The organism is Heyndrickxia vini (assembly GCF_016772275.1).
Taxonomy (GTDB): Bacteria; Bacillota; Bacilli; order Bacillales; family Bacillaceae_C; genus Heyndrickxia; species Heyndrickxia vini.
In genome coordinates this window covers 877,396-892,892 of record NZ_CP065425.1, presented here as the reverse complement: position 1 = coordinate 892,892, position 15,497 = coordinate 877,396, and the positions used below count along the sequence as shown (strand labels likewise).

Below are 15,497 nucleotides of genomic sequence, written 5' to 3'. Positions count from 1 at the left end.
ATGTATTTAGGGGGGGTAGTGATGGAAAAACAATTTTATGAAATTTACGAGAAATATCATCAAAATTTATTTCAATTTCTGTTTTATATGGTTAAAAGCCGTGAACAAGCAGAGGATTTAATTCAAGAAGTATATATTCGTATCTTAAAATCGTATCATCAATTTGAGAATAGAAGCAGTGAAAAAACATGGATTTTTTCCATTGCCAAGCATGTTGCGATTGATTTTTTTCGGAAACAAAAACGATGGAAACATCAGTTATCCGATAGTTTTGATGGTGAAACAAACCTAATTAGTGATCATTCTCCACTCCCTGAAGATATTGCTCTACAAAATGAATCTATCCAGATCATGTATCGTTGTTTAGATAAATGTAAGCTGGACCAACGATTGGTCCTCATTTTAAGATATATCCAATCCCTATCCATTCAGGAAACGGCTTCTGTATTAGGTTGGTCGGAAGGAAAAGTAAAAACAACACAGCATCGCGCTTTAAAAACGATTAGATCGTTGATGCAAAGTGAAATTGAGAAAGGAGAGGAGAACTGTGGAAAAATACGGTTGGAACGATAAGTCTTACGATATTGAAAAACTACTCAAGCAGCTTCCGGTCGTAAAAGACCACAGGACACCGGAAGAGATCTATCAATCCATCGCACCTAAAGTAAAAAAGAAAAAACATCAATCATGGTTTTTTCCAACCGTTGCATCCCTTGGTACGGTTTCCGTTGCCTTTATTATCGTGGCATCTTTATTTCATTTTTCATCACTAAGTTCGGTAGAAGAAAAAAGCAGTAAAACAAAGGATGTTGCTATGAAGGATTTAAGTGCATCTGAAATTCCGAATGTATTTTCCGAAACCGATCAGCGTTTTGTTGTACAGAAGGATCAGAACTTCATTACACTTGGACTACCTGCTTCTAAAGGCGAAAATATTGTCGTGCCAATCAGCATCATAACTGATAAAAAAGAAAAAACATCTATTCAGGAATTTAAAGAAAATCTTGATAAAATACCTAGTGAAACATGGGGGCTTCAACCTGCCGATATTGTAAATATCAATAAACTTTCCGTTGCAAAAAATGAAAAGAACGGAAAGAAAGTCATTATTGATTTGCAGGATAACAGTACGCTAAGTACTTCGTCAAGAGGAGGAGCCTTTATCGAATCGGTAAAAGAATCCCTCCGCTATCAAAATGTATCCGAAATTGAATTTCAAACAGAAGGAAAGCCTGGGGCGATTATAGAGAATAATGAACAGACCGTCCTTCCTATTGCATCAACCGGAAAAAAAGCCTATTTTGAATACATGTATGATCAAGATTATCCGGTATTTTTAGCACCGTCTTCGAAAAAGTATAAGACATTGGCTGAAGCAATAACTAATATGGAAAGTGAGCATTTCAGTTCAAATCCACCACTACATGCTCCGATTCCAGGGGGTGTCGACATCCAAAAAGTGAAAACCGAAGAGGATACTAAGCATGTGACCGTTCAATTTTCGAAAGACTCTGGGCTTATGAATAATAGTACATTTATTAGGATGATTGACAGTTTACTTCTTACGGCACGCGATTTTGGCTATAAAACAGTCACATTTACTGGTGCTGACGACGCAAACATCACTCAAATAGGTAAAATCCAATTTAATACGAAAATTCCTGTTCCAGTTGCGCCGAATCCAGTTGTTGTAAAATAATAATTAACCCATAGATACGTAACGCAGACGGTCGAATCCGTCTGCATTTTTCTACTAATAAAAGCTACACCTTTAAGAAATGTTAATATGACGTTCATTATTTCTTAGCAATTATTAGTTATAATACATTGTGAAAGACCTATTTTAACGGAGGTGCTTTTCATGGAAAATATATTAAATACCCTATTTATTATGGAAGTCCTCGGATCTTTATCTTTCATCCTTTTCTGCACATTTTCTAAACAAGTATTTTTCAAAAAGAATTAATACGAACACATTTAAAATCATTTATTTCATCCACTTTTCACACTGCTTTCCATTTTCATATTAAGTAAAAAGGACAGCAGATTGATAGCTGTCCTCTTATCCTTTATTCATTTATTTTGAACTCACCATTTATCGATGCAACCGTTTCTTCCGTGTCAATATAATTAAACTCAACAGACATTCCTTTTTCAATAAAGATTGAGTATGGAAATTCGCTTGATTGAACAACAAAAATTTTGTCGTTGCCTTTAATCATAAATTTCACAGCTGTTCCGCGATCGGTTTCTGCCTTATATACATGTGAAACAATTCCTTTTTGTGACTTTAACAATGCCTTATCAGTCGGTGTTGTTTCATCCTTCCCAAGTTTCGTGGCAATGGCATATTTATAATCATCAAATAAGGAACGCTTCGTGTCACCAGTGCTATAAACCTTTTCATCCTTCGCATTAATAAGCATCATTTGACGGAACACATGATTGGAATCCATTAGCGGAACTACCCATGTAAATTGCCCATATATTGTATAAAGTATTGGGGTTCCAGCTTCATATTTATTCGCTCTAAATGTCTTTTCAGCAACATTCATAGCTGATTTCCCATTTAATAGTCCATTTCCTTCAGTATAAAACGTAAACTTCCCTGTTCTCGCATTTAATATGGAGTAACTCACCATCGAACCGCTCCCCGATTTTGGACGGGTAAAATCAGTGAACCAATGTAATTGCAAATCTTCGTTAAACACTCCATTCACTTCATCTATATCCTCCCATTCAGTCGGAACCATAACATCTTCTTGAGCAAAGAGCGAATTCCAGAATCCATGAACATATTTTCCGTACCATTCATTCCAATCTTCGGCTACGGTTGTCGGGATAGCATGATCGATAAAGTCTGGTAAATGATTGATTGGATAGTCTTTCGTGCTTCCTGTTTCCGGATCAACTAAATAAATTCCTTTGACATCAATAATATTACGGAATTTTTCATATTTCCCATATGGAATAACATAGTATGGATGATCATTATCATCCGGTTCAAAGCTGACGTCTAATAGAATCATATCTTTATGAATCGAGCGTACATGCCTTTTTACATCTTTATTAAAAAATGCTGAAGGTACATAGGTCATATTTACTTTAACAAGCTCTGCTTCGGCACGCTCATCTTCTGCACTCATTTTAATATATCCGGGTACTTTATCTCCTTTTAACCATTTAAAGAAACCTGTATATTCAATTGGAGTGACCCAATAAAGATGATTGTCGATTTTTTGAATCGTTGATTCTCCTAAATCATAATAGGAAGAATGCTTAAGTTCACCAATAAGTTTTTCACTGCGATATCTTGCGTATTTTTCCGGTACAACAGGAATATGTTTTTCATCAATAGCAGAGACATCTTTCTTCGCAACCGTTACCTTTTGTTTAACAAATTCGTATTTGTCATTTGTGATTGTTATCGGATAAACAAAGGTAAAATATAAGCCGCCAATAATAAACGCGAATCCAAGTAAAGGTGTCAGTCCCCCATATTTCACTTTAATAAAAAGAATATCTAAGATGAAAAAGATGCCGATAATATATAAGCCATAACTAATAAATGCTTGCCACGTATGGTCAATCAAGCCAAAATAGGTGAGTACAAAAGTAATGGCAATCCCTGCAATTAACCGTAATCCTTGAAAATATAAAAATGCCTTCATCTTATAATAGTTTTTCCATATAAATGGGTTTAATGTTAATGCAAATAATGAAATAAGATAGTACATACCAATCCTCCATCTGTAATCTATTGAACAGCAAGAATACACTATCCATTCAACTTAACTCATATACTATTACGTGTCTACCTGAAAAAAGTTTCATTCTTAGACAATTAAACAACCTAGCGAAAGTCGCTAGGTTGTTTAATTGGTTATTTCTTTGTAAGTGTCAACGTATATGGGGTAATCGTAGGATTACCGAATACATCATTCACTTTTACATAATATTTTCCCTTTTTCAATCGAACATGCATTACTTCTGACTGACCGGAATTATAAATATTGGAAACAGCTGCTCTTTTCCTTTTCTGATAAAGGGAAATAACGCCGTCTACTTCTTTGCCGGAGGAAAATGACAAATATCCTTCCATCGTTTCCCCTTCACTGAAACCACCATAATTGCTTGAGCGACTAAGCTAACTTCAACTGAAGGTTCTTCCTCTGCAAGTGTTTCTTTTCTATCCTCTTCTTCTACGATCGGCGATTTTGCATATACTTCAATCGCTGAATCTATCCCACAATTCCATTTATTGAAAGTGTAATCGCCTGTTCATCCGTTGCTTTATCATAGAAATATATTCCTATCGACAAATTTCTACTTATATATAACTTCTATATATTCAAAATGATTTTATCTATCCGTTAGACGTTTAGTTATATGAATAGTTTCAAGCGGATGAATAAATTATTAAGTTTTTGAACTTGATTACTTTTACAATCAATTCAAAATGATTGTCTTTTATTTCTGATGATGATATTATTTAGGTATTAAATATTTAGGCATCTAATTACTTTATAGAAATGAGGTTTTATTTATGAGATTAGCTGGCAAAGTCGGTATAGTCACTGGTGGCGCATCAGGTATTGGTAGAGGAATTTCTCTGGCAATGGCTAAAGAAGGTGCACATATTGCAATCGTTGATATTAATGAAGAAGCAGGAAAAGCAACATTATCTGAAATTAATCAATATACAGAAGGTATGGTATTCATCAAAGATATTTCGGTAAAAGAAAATATAACTGAAATAGTAAAGGCTGTTAGTGAACGATTTGGAAGAATTGATATTTTAGTTAACAATGCACATGCATCAAAAAACCTTCCATTTACTGAGACAACAATGGAACATTTTGACCTTTCATTCGGTACAGGATTTTATCCAACATTTAATTTTATGCAAGCTTGTTATCCTGAATTAAAGAAAACGGAAGGTAAAGTGATTAACTTCGCATCCGGTGCTGAGTTAGAAGGACAACATACACAAGCTTCTTATGCAGCTGCAAAAGAAGCAATCCGTGCCATTTCTCGTGTGGCGGCAAACGAATGGGGTCCAGATAATATTAATGTTAATTTAATTTCTCCAATTGCCGCGACTCATGGGGTTCAAGTTTGGAAAGAAAATAATCCTGAAATGTACGAAGCAATGATTAACAAAATTCCTTTGCGTCGTCTTGGCGATCCAGAAGGAGATATTGGTAGAACAGCAGTCTTTTTAGCAAGTAATGATTCAGATTATATTACTGGACAAACATTCATGGTCGATGGCGGTTCAATTAAATTACGCTAGGAGGAATATATAATGGGAAGATTAGAAAATAAAGTCGCAATTGTAACTGGTGGAGCATCCGGAATGGGTGAGCGAATGGTTCAACTATTTAGCCAAGAAGGCGCAAAAGTTATTGCGGCAGATATTAATGAAACAGCCCTTGAAAAAATTAGTCAAATAGATAATGTAACTGGTATGAAATTAAATGTTTCTTCAGAAGAAGATTGGGCTAAATTATTGAAAGATGTTAACGATCAATATGGTAAGATTGATATTCTTATTAATAACGCTGGTATTTCTTCTGAGAAGCCGTTTGAAGAAACAACTTTTGATGATTGGCAAAAAATGATGACTGTCAATGGTTTTGGACCTTATATTGGTTTAAAACATGTATTCCCGTATATGAAAGAACAAAACAGCGGAGCAATCGTTAATATTTCTTCATATACAGCACAAATTGGACAAGGCTTAAACCCTTACACCGCTTCTAAAGGTGCTGTTCGTGCATTTTCTAAAGCTGCTGCTGTTGCCTTTGGTTCTCACGGAATCCGTGTAAATACGATATTCCCAGGAATTATTGAAACACCGATGACCCAAGCATTGCAATCTTCTAAGGAATTACTTAAGCAATTAGAAGGAGCTACACCTTTAAGACGCTTAGGAAAACCTGAAGACATTGCGAACGCCGTATTATTCCTTGCTTCTGATGAAGCATCCTACATTACAGGCGCGGAATTAGTCATTGATGGCGGATTTTCTGCACAATAATATAAAGTTTTAAGAAACCTCTTTTTATTAAAGAGGTTTTCTTATTATAATAAGTGTAATTAAAAAGAAAGTAGGCTAACAATGAATAAAAATCAAACCATTTTTGAATTTTTACATGAAATGGACTTAGTAACCAATAACCTTATTATTCAATGGACCCAAATGTTTAACGAAAATCTCGGAATTACCCATATTTTAGTTTTGAGACATTTGAAAAAAAACGGGAAAAGCCGTCCTTCCGATATTGCCAAAAACCTAGGGTTAACTCCCCCATCACTTACACATTTATCTGAAAAGCTGATAAAAAAGGGCCTTTCCATCCGTTTAAGAGATGATGAAGATAGACGAATTCTTTATTTAGATATCACTGATGAAGGTCTTAAAATTTTAGAAAAGGCTCAGGAAATTGGGATTCAATTAAGAACTCAACTTTTTAATAAACTGACTGAGGAAGAACTCACTCAGCTTTTTCGCATTTATGAGAAATTGAATCATTGAACGGGTGACAGGTATAATACTTGCCTGTCACTTATTTATTTAATTAAACCTCTAAAATATTTGTTTACGTACATCCTGTTTGAATCATATCGCTCTCTTTCTTCTAGAAAACTCCCCCATTTAGGATAGAGTTCCTGTACTTTTTCTTCCGTAAGCTGATTCATTTTCCCCCAATGAGGACGGCCATTGTACTTTTCCATAACATTCCAAACCCATTCAAAATAAGGCTTATATGGCATACCTTTATACATATGGAAAGCCAAAAAAGCCGAGTCTTGTTGATGATTGGGATTTAAGTATCCTGATTCCCCTTTAACAAAGCGAATTTCAATTGGAAAATGAACGAAGAACGGATTATCTTTTAATCCAGACGTCAATTCATCTAGGCATTCTGGAAAGCTTTCAATAGGAATTGCGATTTCGGTTTCGTAAAATTTCACTTTACGTGGGGTAGCAAACAGTTCGTAGCTATAGCCTTTTTCAGTCCGATTCGGTATATTCTTTGCTGAGAATTCACTGACCCACTGGGTTCGTTTCGGATTTCGCCGACAAATTTCTGATAAAACATAATAGGCTTGATTGTCGATCACAGTTTTACTAATGGATGAGACTGTCTTTTCCCATTTTTTCTGTGGTTCAGGTGGAATGAGTTCCATTTGCTTTACCTGGATTAGGTTTGTTCCCGGAAACCAAAACCATTCCAGATGACGGAAATGTGACAGATCGCTTTTCCAATTTGCCAATCCCTCCTCAATGGTTGCACGAAAGGTTGTAACTTTTAAGCTATATAAAGGGAGCACTTTTAGTGTAACTTTTACAAGAATTCCTAATAGCCCTAGGGAAACTTGCAAGGAATTGGCTAAAGGGTCCTCTTCGTTTAAGCGGCGATGTTTATGATAGGTGCCTGTGCCATCAATCCATTCCCAACTGGCGACCTGGTTTGAAATCGAACCAAGAGTGATTCCCGTCCCATGTGTCCCTGTTGAAACTGCTCCTGCAATTGTTTGTTCCTGAATATCGCCCATATTTTCAAGCGCAAGTCCATGTTCTTTTAATATTGGGCCGATTTCGTATAGATAGGTGCCACCCCAAAAAGTCGCTTCTCCACTCGCTGCGTCAACCGAATCTAATCCACGCATTTCGTGTAAGCTAATACAAATTTCTTCCGGTAAAGCGATGGGGCTGAATGAGTGACTAGCACCAATTACGCGAATTCTCTTTCCATTTTTATAGGCTGTTTCCACTAAGGATTGTAATTCTTCTGTATTGTGAGGTGTGAAAAATTGCTCGAATGAACCTTGTGCCGTTTCTGCCCAATTTGACCATTGCTTCTTTGTTTGCAGTGTTTTTAAAGAAAACATTCCCCTTCCCCCCGATATGTTCGAAATTGTCCTTCAAGCTGATCTCCACGACAAGTGTGTAATAGTTGGAACCGTTCACAAAGTTCTCCGGCTTTTGCGTGGCGGAAATAAACCGTATCACCGATCGCTGGAATTTGATCTGTTGCTTTTAAAGGTGTCTGAACCTCCCCTGGTCCTTCATTCGTAAGATAGTGTAAGCCTTTTGGTAGATAGACTTGAGGGAATTTATCTGTACTTAGTGCGCCAGATGCGGTGTATCCTCCGCCATGACAGACGATGATTCTTTGTTCCGGTTGCCGTGTTACACGAAGTCCGAATCCTGCTGCTGGTTTTAGTGGGAGGGAGTGATGTTGATCGAATAATGCTGGAAAATAAAAAGCCGAACCGACCGTTATTTCCGTGACTTCCTCTTGTTCGGCTGTCCACAACAAGCTTCCTGATCCCCCTCCATTAACAAATTCCAACTTACCTGCTATTTGTTCAGTCATCTCTACGGCAGCTTTTCGCCACTTTGAAACTTCCTTTGTTGATGCTTTTTTCAATGTTGGCATTATTCCTCTTTTCCATTTTTCGTGCGGTCTATCTCCAACACCAGCAATTTGCGCTTCATACCCCATAACCCCTACTACCCTCGTATTCTTAAGGGTAAGACCTTTTTTCAACAAATCACTCAATGCTACTTTTTCGGTTAATGGAGATCGTTTTGTACCAAAGTATAGAAATGGAAAATTAGTAGAAACGTTGATATCTAGACAAATAGAGAACACAATTTCATGTTGTTTTCCAATTTGCTGTAGCCTTTCCCATGTTTCAAGAGAATCGACCATGAATATGACTTTTTTACCGACACGCATGTATGGAAGCAGCTGCAGAATTTCCTCCGTTTCTACCGTCGGGTAACCGAGCAAGCAGTCGTCAAAGCCATTTTTCAATAAGAATACTGTTTCGCTTACCGAAAAGGTCATCCAACCTGTGAAACTTGGAAAATGGTTTGCAATGTACTTTAATACCCCTAGTGATCGAACAGACTTCGTGGCAATTCTAATTTTCTTGTCTCGTAAATATCGCTGGACATACGCAATATTCGCATCCAAATGATCCATATCTAAAAAAGCAAACGGCCTCGGCACATGAGCAAAAACCCTCTCATACCGCTCATACAATGACACACCCTCACCCCCATTGACCAATATATTCTCTACCATTCTATGAATTCCTCTTTAAAAATATATAAAAAAAGGTGCCAGGCACCATTTATACAAATTTCGCAATAATTATGCGAAAAAATGAATAAATGGTGTCAGGCACCTTGTTTTTCTTTTTTTCTCCATGGTTTTCCCGGCCAGAAGGCGTATTTGCCAAGGACTGTTGTGATGGCAGGGACGAGTAATGGTCGGACGATGAATGTGTCCAGTAGGACACCGATCGCGGTTATGATGCCGAATTGTAATAATACTTGTATTGGTAAAGTAGCTAATACGGCGAACGTACCTGCGAGAATAAGCCCTGCTGATGTTATTACACTACTTGTTTCTGTGACACCATTTGCAATGGCTTGTCGATGCGGCTGGGTTCTGCGATTTTTCCATATGCTTGAGATCATGAATATATTATAATCTTCTCCCAATGCGACAAGGAAGACAAAGGCATACAACGGAATTAAGCCTTGTATCGCCGGAATTCCCATCCCATAATGAATGAGCAGCCAGCCTGCACCAAGGGCTGACACATAAGAAAGTAACACGGTTAAAATTAAATAAACCATTGCCACAATGGAACGTAAATACATAAGCAATAATGCAGCGATAATCACAATTACAACTGGAACAATTACTTTCATATCCCGAGCAGTTGTTGATTCAGTATCATAAAGACCTGATGTTTCACCGCCAATCCAGTAATGTTTATCTGGTGAAATTCCAGCTTCTTTTAACGCCACTTCGACCTGTTTTTTTACATCTGGAATCGATTGAACCGCTTTTGTATCATACGGATTAATAGAAAGGTCCACATTGTATGATAAATAATGTTCATTCTTCTTCCCTTTTGTTGGCTCAGAAACACTATCCACAAAAGAAAGCTTGTTTAGTCTCTCCTTCAAGTCAATGCTTTTTCCTTCCGTGTCGACAATGACCTGAACAGGTGCTAACTCCCCCGGTGAAAAATGATCTGCCATGATATCGAACCCTTCACGGGAAGCCATATCTTTAGGAAAAGAATCTAATAAGTTTTGTGTGTATTGAATACGCGGTGTAAAGCAGGCAAGCACTCCTAAAATGATGACACTTGTCAAAATGACTGTCCACGGCCTGCCAGTAACCCAGTTTCCAAGCTTTATGCTAAACCGGCTATGTGCCGTACGTTTTCTAATTGTCTTTCCTTTTTTCTTTTCGAATTCACGGGTCATTGCTTCTGTTCTCGGGATAAATGGATAAAAGGCACCTCTGCCGAAAATAGAGAGCAATGCCGGCAATAATGTTAATGCCGCCATCCCCATAATGAGAATAACTAAGCTAAAAGGTACCGCAAAACGGTGATACGAACCAAATTGCGCTAGCAGTAATGTACATAAACTTAATACGACCGTAATTGCACTAACTAATATCGCTCCACCGGAATGTCTAATTGCCTGTTGAAGCGCCTTAAACTTATCATCTTCCACAAGCAAGTATTCTCGATATTTTGATACTAAAAACAAACAATAATCAGTTCCGGCTCCGAACAGTAAAACGGTCATGATAGAAACAGCTTGTGAATCAACCGTAATGATTCCCTCTTTCGCCAAAAGTCCAAGAATTGGGCTTGTGACACCATATGCAAATCCTACTCCGATTAGCGGGATGATTGCAAGAATTGGTGAACGATAAAGAAGAATGAGCAAGACCAACACTAACATGACGGTTGCAATGAGCAACTTAATATCTGCCTGACTAAAAAGCGCCGAAGCATCCGTTGAGATCCCTACCGGCCCTGTAAAACGTACATGAAGACCGGATTTTGAAAGCTTTTTATCTAGAACCTTTTCCGAACCTAGTTGTTGATAATACGTTTTCAATTCCTTTAAATTGTCTTTTAACTCATCTGTACTCGCATCTTTTTTCATAAAAATAGGGGTTACAATGGATGTGCCATCTTCAGATGCGGATGCCGTTAAAGCTTGAGGTGGCATCTTCCCTAATGGCGGGATAAAATTTTGATAGGTAAGTGGATCTTGTTCCAGCTTATTATAAAGCTTTGAGATTAATTGATAATCTTGATTTACGAGTCCTCCATCCCGATACCATACAACTAATAATGGGGTCCCTGTTTCATTAGGAAATTGCTGTTTTGCAATCTTTTCAGCTTGGATAGACATTTTGCTATCAGGTAAATTTTCTGCACCATTGTCTGTTACCTTATTAACAATCGGAAAAATAGAAGAAAGCACACCTACTAATAGGACCCAAATTGCAAGTGTAATCCATCTTCCCTTTCGACTGGAGCTTGCTTCGACAAAACGCAGGAAAAATTTTTTCATTTACAATATCCCTCCTTCTTTTGTTAATCATAAATTTATTTATTCAGTGGCATTTGTTAACATAGCGATGATCTCAATCGTTTGTGACAATCATTTTAAAATTAATGATATGATTTTAAAGTAAATGCTATAAGCTAACATGTAAATAATTATATATACTGGTCAGTTAATTATCAAACTAAACTTATTATATATTAGGAGCTATTCAAATGATGAAAAAGAAACAACATCGCCCACTTGGGAGACCAAAAGTAAAAAGTAATGATATTCCACGAAATCAATTAATTTTGCAAACCGCGGCACGTTTATTCATTGACAACGGGTACCAAAATGTTTCCGTCGATGATGTTGCCCTCAATGCGGGTGTTACGAAAGCAACTGTTTACTATTACTTTGATTCAAAATCCGAACTGTATAAAGAAGCCATTGTTTCCTTAATGAATAGGATAAAAGAACGTATTGATCGTCTAATGGAGGTAAATAAGCCATTATATGAGCGATTATATGACGTGACACTTGCCCATTTAGAAGCAACAACCTCGATTGACATTGAGCAATTTTTACGTGAATCCAAAACCGACCTTTCCAATGAGCAGATCCAAGAAATGAAAGAAGCTGAGAAAAAAATATATGAGAGTATTGAATATGCATTTTCGGATGCAGTAACGAAAGGGGAAATTTCCTCAATCAATATTACGTTTGCTACACAAGCCTATTTGGCACTAATTAAGGTTGGAAATTATAAACAGCAAGATGGGTCCGGATTATTCTCTACCGCAGAAAAATCAGCCGAAACCATCTTAACGTTTTTTTGGAAAGGTTTATTTGGTACTAACGATTAATTTCTTTCAAATAGGGAATTGTGCCATGTAGGTGAGAAAAGACAAAACCGTTTTTTGTGGAAAATTCCCCTTATAGGAATTTTATATATTATGTTTAAGTAAGTTTAATAGAAAACATGTACGAAAGGATGGGAATGGATGAGTTGGACACAAATTTTATTGGTTATTATTTTTATTTTAATGGTGGTTGTTTTTATACTACCTGTCGGCCTTTACTTTTGGATATCTTACCGTGATGCACGGCAAAAGGAGCATGCCGTGTTACGAAATTATCCAGTTTTAGGGCGAATTCGATATATTATTGAAAAGATTGGACCTGAGTTACGGCAATATTTATTTTTAAATAATGAGGAAGGGAAGCCTTTTTCAAGAAATCAGTATGAAAGTATTGTTAAATCAGGGAAATACAAACGAAGAATTATGTCCTTCGGTTCTGAACGAAATTTCGAGGAATCAGGTTTTTTTCTTAAAAATGCCATGTTTCCAACACAAAGGGAAGAATTAAGGATTGAGCAACAACCCAAAATATCTACATATCTTTATACCGTTGATAATGAGAAACTCATGAGCAGAAAAGAGCATTCCGAAAAGGCGGAAGTGTCCCCATATTATTTATCTGAACAAGATCAAATAATCATTGGGAAAGGTCGGTGTATTAAGCCATTTCATGTAAAAGGGCTGATTGGACAATCGGCGATGAGCTACGGTTCACTTGGCAAAAATGCAATTACAGCTCTTTCAAAAGGGCTTGGAATGGCCGGTGGAACATGGATGAATACTGGTGAAGGCGGGTTATCCTCCCATCATATGAAAGGGAATGTGGATATCATTGCTCAAATTGGGCCTGGCCTATTCGGTTACCGAACGGATGACGGCGAATTTTCATGGGAACGGTTTAAAGTGAAAAGTGAAATTGATCAAATAAAAGCGTTTGAATTAAAATTGGCCCAAGGGGCGAAAATTCGCGGTGGACATGTAGAAGCGGAAAAAGTGACACCCGAAATTGCGGAGATCCGAAGTGTAGTACCATGGACGACGATTGATAGCCCCAATCGTTTTCGACAATTCTATGATACAAAAGGGTTACTAGACTTTATTGAACAATTAAGAGAGATTGGCGGCAAACCTGTTGGTATTAAAATTGTTGTTGGAAATCGTGATGAAGTTGAAGAATTGGTCAAAATTATGGCACAGGAGAAAAAGAGTCCTGATTTTATCACGGTTGATGGCGGAGAAGGCGGGACAGGTGCTACCTATCAGGAATTAGCCGATGGACCGGGACTGCCTTTATATACCGCACTGCCCATTGTGCATGAAATGTTAAAAAAATATGATTTGCGTGATCATGTGACACTCATTGCTTCGGGAAAATTAGTTACCCCAGAAAAGATGGCTTATGCGCTTTGCTTAGGTGCCGATTTAATAAATACGGCACGTGCCTTCATGATCTCAGTCGGCTGCATTATGGCACAAACCTGTCATTCGAACACATGTCCAGTCGGTGTAGCGACAACCGATCCAAATCGCGAAAAAGCATTAGTAATCGAGGAAAAAATGTATCGTGTCTGCAACTATGTCATTTCAACAAGAGAAGGATTATTTAATCTTGCTGGGGCATCCGGTCTAGCCTCCCCAACAGAATTCAATGAAAAACACCTCATGTTTCGCGCAATGAACGGCCAACTATACACCGGAAAAGAATACATGCATGGCCTAATCAGACCATCCAACAATCAAATCGCCCTATAAAAAAGGTGCCAAAAACGGTGCCTGGCACCATTTATGCAAATTCTGCAATAATTATACACAAAAATGAATAAATGGTGTCAGGTACCGAATGGCAAATAAATGGAAACGGTGGTTCCTTCGTTCGGTTTGCTGCTAATTTTGATGGTTCCTTCATGTAAATCAATGATTTCTTTTGAGATGGAAAGTCCCAAACCAGCTCCGATCGCTTTTGCGTTTACTTGATAAAATTTATCCATTAGTTTAGAAATTTGACTCGCTTCGATCCCAATTCCTTCGTCTTTAATCGAAATGCAGATGTCTTTTCCGGCTTTTTTCATTCGAATAGTAATCTCTCCATTAACATGTGAAAATTTGATGGCATTATCAATAATGTTTAAGAATACTTGTTTTAAGCGATTTGGATCCGCATCGATAATGACTGGCAGAAGCTCAGATGTTATAGCAATCTTTTTTGTCTCAGCTTTTTTCTCAAGCTGTAATACTGCTTGTTCAATAATTCTATCAACCTGTATTCCCTCTTTATAAACCTTTAAATGATTTGCTTCTAATCGAGAAAAATCCAGTAAATCCTCCACTAATCCAATTAAACGATTCGTCTCATTTGAAATGATTGTCATCCCTTGCTCAACTTCTTCTTTCGTCAAATCATCATAGGAACGGAGCGTTTCCGACCAGCCTTTAATACCTGTTAACGGTGTCCTTAACTCATGCGAAATCGAGGAAATAAATTCATTTTTCATTTTATCTGTTCGTGCAATTTCATCTGCCATAAAATTTAGCGATTGTGCAAGCTCACCAAGTTCATTCTGATATTTTTCATCTACTCTTGCTTTGAAATGTCCTTTCGCCATCGATGTAGAAAACTCAATAATTTTTTTTATCGGATTCACAAAGGAGTTTGCTAATTTTAAACTTATAAGAAAAACAATAATCGCTACAATGCTCCCAATTACAAGCATTTCGAACATCAGGGTATTCATCATTTTATTTACTTGTGACAACGAAGAAATATATTTCAATACACCAACAACTTGTCCTTGATACATTAAAGGGGTATACACAGATATTACTTTTTCCTTTTCATTCTCAGAGGTTTCAATCGAATAATTGGAACGGCCTTCAAGTACAGTTGGATCAATCGGGACAATTTCCCTTTTCACCTTAAAGCCCGAGGTGGATTGAATGATTTCTCCTTTTCTGCTAAGTAGTTGTAATTCAGCATCCTCATAATTGAAATTATCCATAATATCTCCGCTCATTTCCCGGATATTATTATTGAATACAGTATTATATTTATTAAAAAATGAGGAAGAGGTTTCTGCATGGTTTTCTAATGTATTGGCAATTCCTCCATAATAATATTGCTTGAGAAAGATACTAAACAGCCCAATGAAAAGAAACAGCATTAACACAATGATTGTCATAAAATATAAAATTACTTTCCTCTTCATTCATCATGGCCCTTTCATATATAAAATAATTGCATG

13 protein-coding genes are annotated in these 15,497 nt (G+C 37.1%); 7 read left to right on the top strand and 6 right to left on the bottom strand.

Features of this window, described 5'->3' with window-relative positions:
- The first annotated feature begins 21 nt into the window (after positions 1 to 21).
- Positions 22 to 573 (top strand): RNA polymerase sigma factor SigX, encoded by a 552-nt coding sequence (gene sigX, locus I5776_RS04480; RefSeq protein ID WP_202779165.1) that lies wholly within the window; start codon positions 22 to 24, stop codon positions 571 to 573.
- Complete coding sequence (locus tag I5776_RS04475) at positions 548 to 1,699, top strand: GerMN domain-containing protein (RefSeq protein WP_202779164.1); 1,152 nt, start codon at positions 548 to 550, stop codon at positions 1,697 to 1,699. The genes sigX and I5776_RS04475 overlap by 26 nt, the downstream gene beginning before the upstream one ends.
- Positions 1,700 to 2,069: 370 nt before the next feature.
- Here the strand turns inward: I5776_RS04475 and I5776_RS04470 are convergent, their stop codons facing one another.
- Both I5776_RS04470 and I5776_RS04465 read right to left on the bottom strand, forming a co-directional pair.
- A complete protein-coding gene (locus tag I5776_RS04470; RefSeq protein ID WP_202779163.1) occupies positions 2,070 to 3,737 on the bottom strand; it encodes a hypothetical protein in 1,668 nt (555 codons plus the stop codon).
- A gap of 146 nt (positions 3,738 to 3,883) precedes the next feature.
- Complete coding sequence (locus tag I5776_RS04465) at positions 3,884 to 4,102, bottom strand: hypothetical protein (RefSeq protein ID WP_202779162.1); 219 nt, start codon at positions 4,100 to 4,102, stop codon at positions 3,884 to 3,886.
- A gap of 444 nt (positions 4,103 to 4,546) precedes the next feature.
- Between I5776_RS04465 and I5776_RS04460 the strand changes: the two genes are divergently transcribed.
- The 3 genes from I5776_RS04460 to I5776_RS04450 all read left to right on the top strand — a co-directional run bounded on the left by I5776_RS04460 (position 4,547) and on the right by I5776_RS04450 (position 6,541).
- Positions 4,547 to 5,296 carry an SDR family NAD(P)-dependent oxidoreductase gene (locus I5776_RS04460; protein ID WP_202779161.1) on the top strand — a complete coding sequence of 250 codons (750 nt, stop codon included), beginning with the start codon at positions 4,547 to 4,549 and terminating at the stop codon, positions 5,294 to 5,296.
- Between the two features lie 12 nt (positions 5,297 to 5,308).
- Positions 5,309 to 6,043 carry an SDR family NAD(P)-dependent oxidoreductase gene (locus tag I5776_RS04455; protein WP_202779160.1) on the top strand — a complete coding sequence of 245 codons (735 nt, stop codon included), beginning with the start codon at positions 5,309 to 5,311 and terminating at the stop codon, positions 6,041 to 6,043.
- A gap of 81 nt (positions 6,044 to 6,124) precedes the next feature.
- Complete coding sequence (locus I5776_RS04450) at positions 6,125 to 6,541, top strand: MarR family winged helix-turn-helix transcriptional regulator (protein ID WP_202779159.1); 417 nt, start codon at positions 6,125 to 6,127, stop codon at positions 6,539 to 6,541.
- A gap of 35 nt (positions 6,542 to 6,576) precedes the next feature.
- Here the strand turns inward: I5776_RS04450 and I5776_RS04445 are convergent, their stop codons facing one another.
- The 3 genes from I5776_RS04445 to I5776_RS04435 form a co-directional block, all read right to left on the bottom strand.
- Positions 6,577 to 7,902: a D-arabinono-1,4-lactone oxidase gene (locus tag I5776_RS04445; protein WP_202779158.1), complete on the bottom strand. Its 1,326-nt coding sequence runs from the start codon at positions 7,900 to 7,902 to the stop codon at positions 6,577 to 6,579.
- On the bottom strand, positions 7,890 to 9,071 hold the full coding sequence (locus I5776_RS04440; RefSeq protein ID WP_246483917.1) for an alanine racemase: 1,182 nt from the start codon (positions 9,069 to 9,071) through the stop codon (positions 7,890 to 7,892). Before I5776_RS04440 ends, I5776_RS04445 begins: the two co-directional genes overlap by 13 nt.
- Positions 9,072 to 9,202: 131 nt before the next feature.
- The gene (locus I5776_RS04435; RefSeq protein WP_202779157.1) at positions 9,203 to 11,419 is read right to left on the bottom strand and encodes an MMPL family transporter; all 2,217 of its coding nucleotides are present in this window, start codon (positions 11,417 to 11,419) and stop codon (positions 9,203 to 9,205) included.
- Positions 11,420 to 11,628: 209 nt separating this feature from the next.
- Between I5776_RS04435 and I5776_RS04430 the strand changes: the two genes are divergently transcribed.
- Together I5776_RS04430 and I5776_RS04425 are read left to right on the top strand one after the other, a co-directional pair.
- The gene (locus I5776_RS04430; protein WP_202779156.1) at positions 11,629 to 12,261 is read left to right on the top strand and encodes a TetR/AcrR family transcriptional regulator; all 633 of its coding nucleotides are present in this window, start codon (positions 11,629 to 11,631) and stop codon (positions 12,259 to 12,261) included.
- Positions 12,262 to 12,399: 138 nt separating this feature from the next.
- Positions 12,400 to 14,010 (top strand): FMN-binding glutamate synthase family protein, encoded by a 1,611-nt coding sequence (locus I5776_RS04425; RefSeq protein ID WP_202779155.1) that lies wholly within the window; start codon positions 12,400 to 12,402, stop codon positions 14,008 to 14,010.
- Between the two features lie 77 nt (positions 14,011 to 14,087).
- Here the strand turns inward: I5776_RS04425 and I5776_RS04420 are convergent, their stop codons facing one another.
- Positions 14,088 to 15,461 (bottom strand): sensor histidine kinase, encoded by a 1,374-nt coding sequence (locus I5776_RS04420; protein WP_202779154.1) that lies wholly within the window; start codon positions 15,459 to 15,461, stop codon positions 14,088 to 14,090.
- Between the last annotated feature and the right edge of the window lie 36 nt (positions 15,462 to 15,497).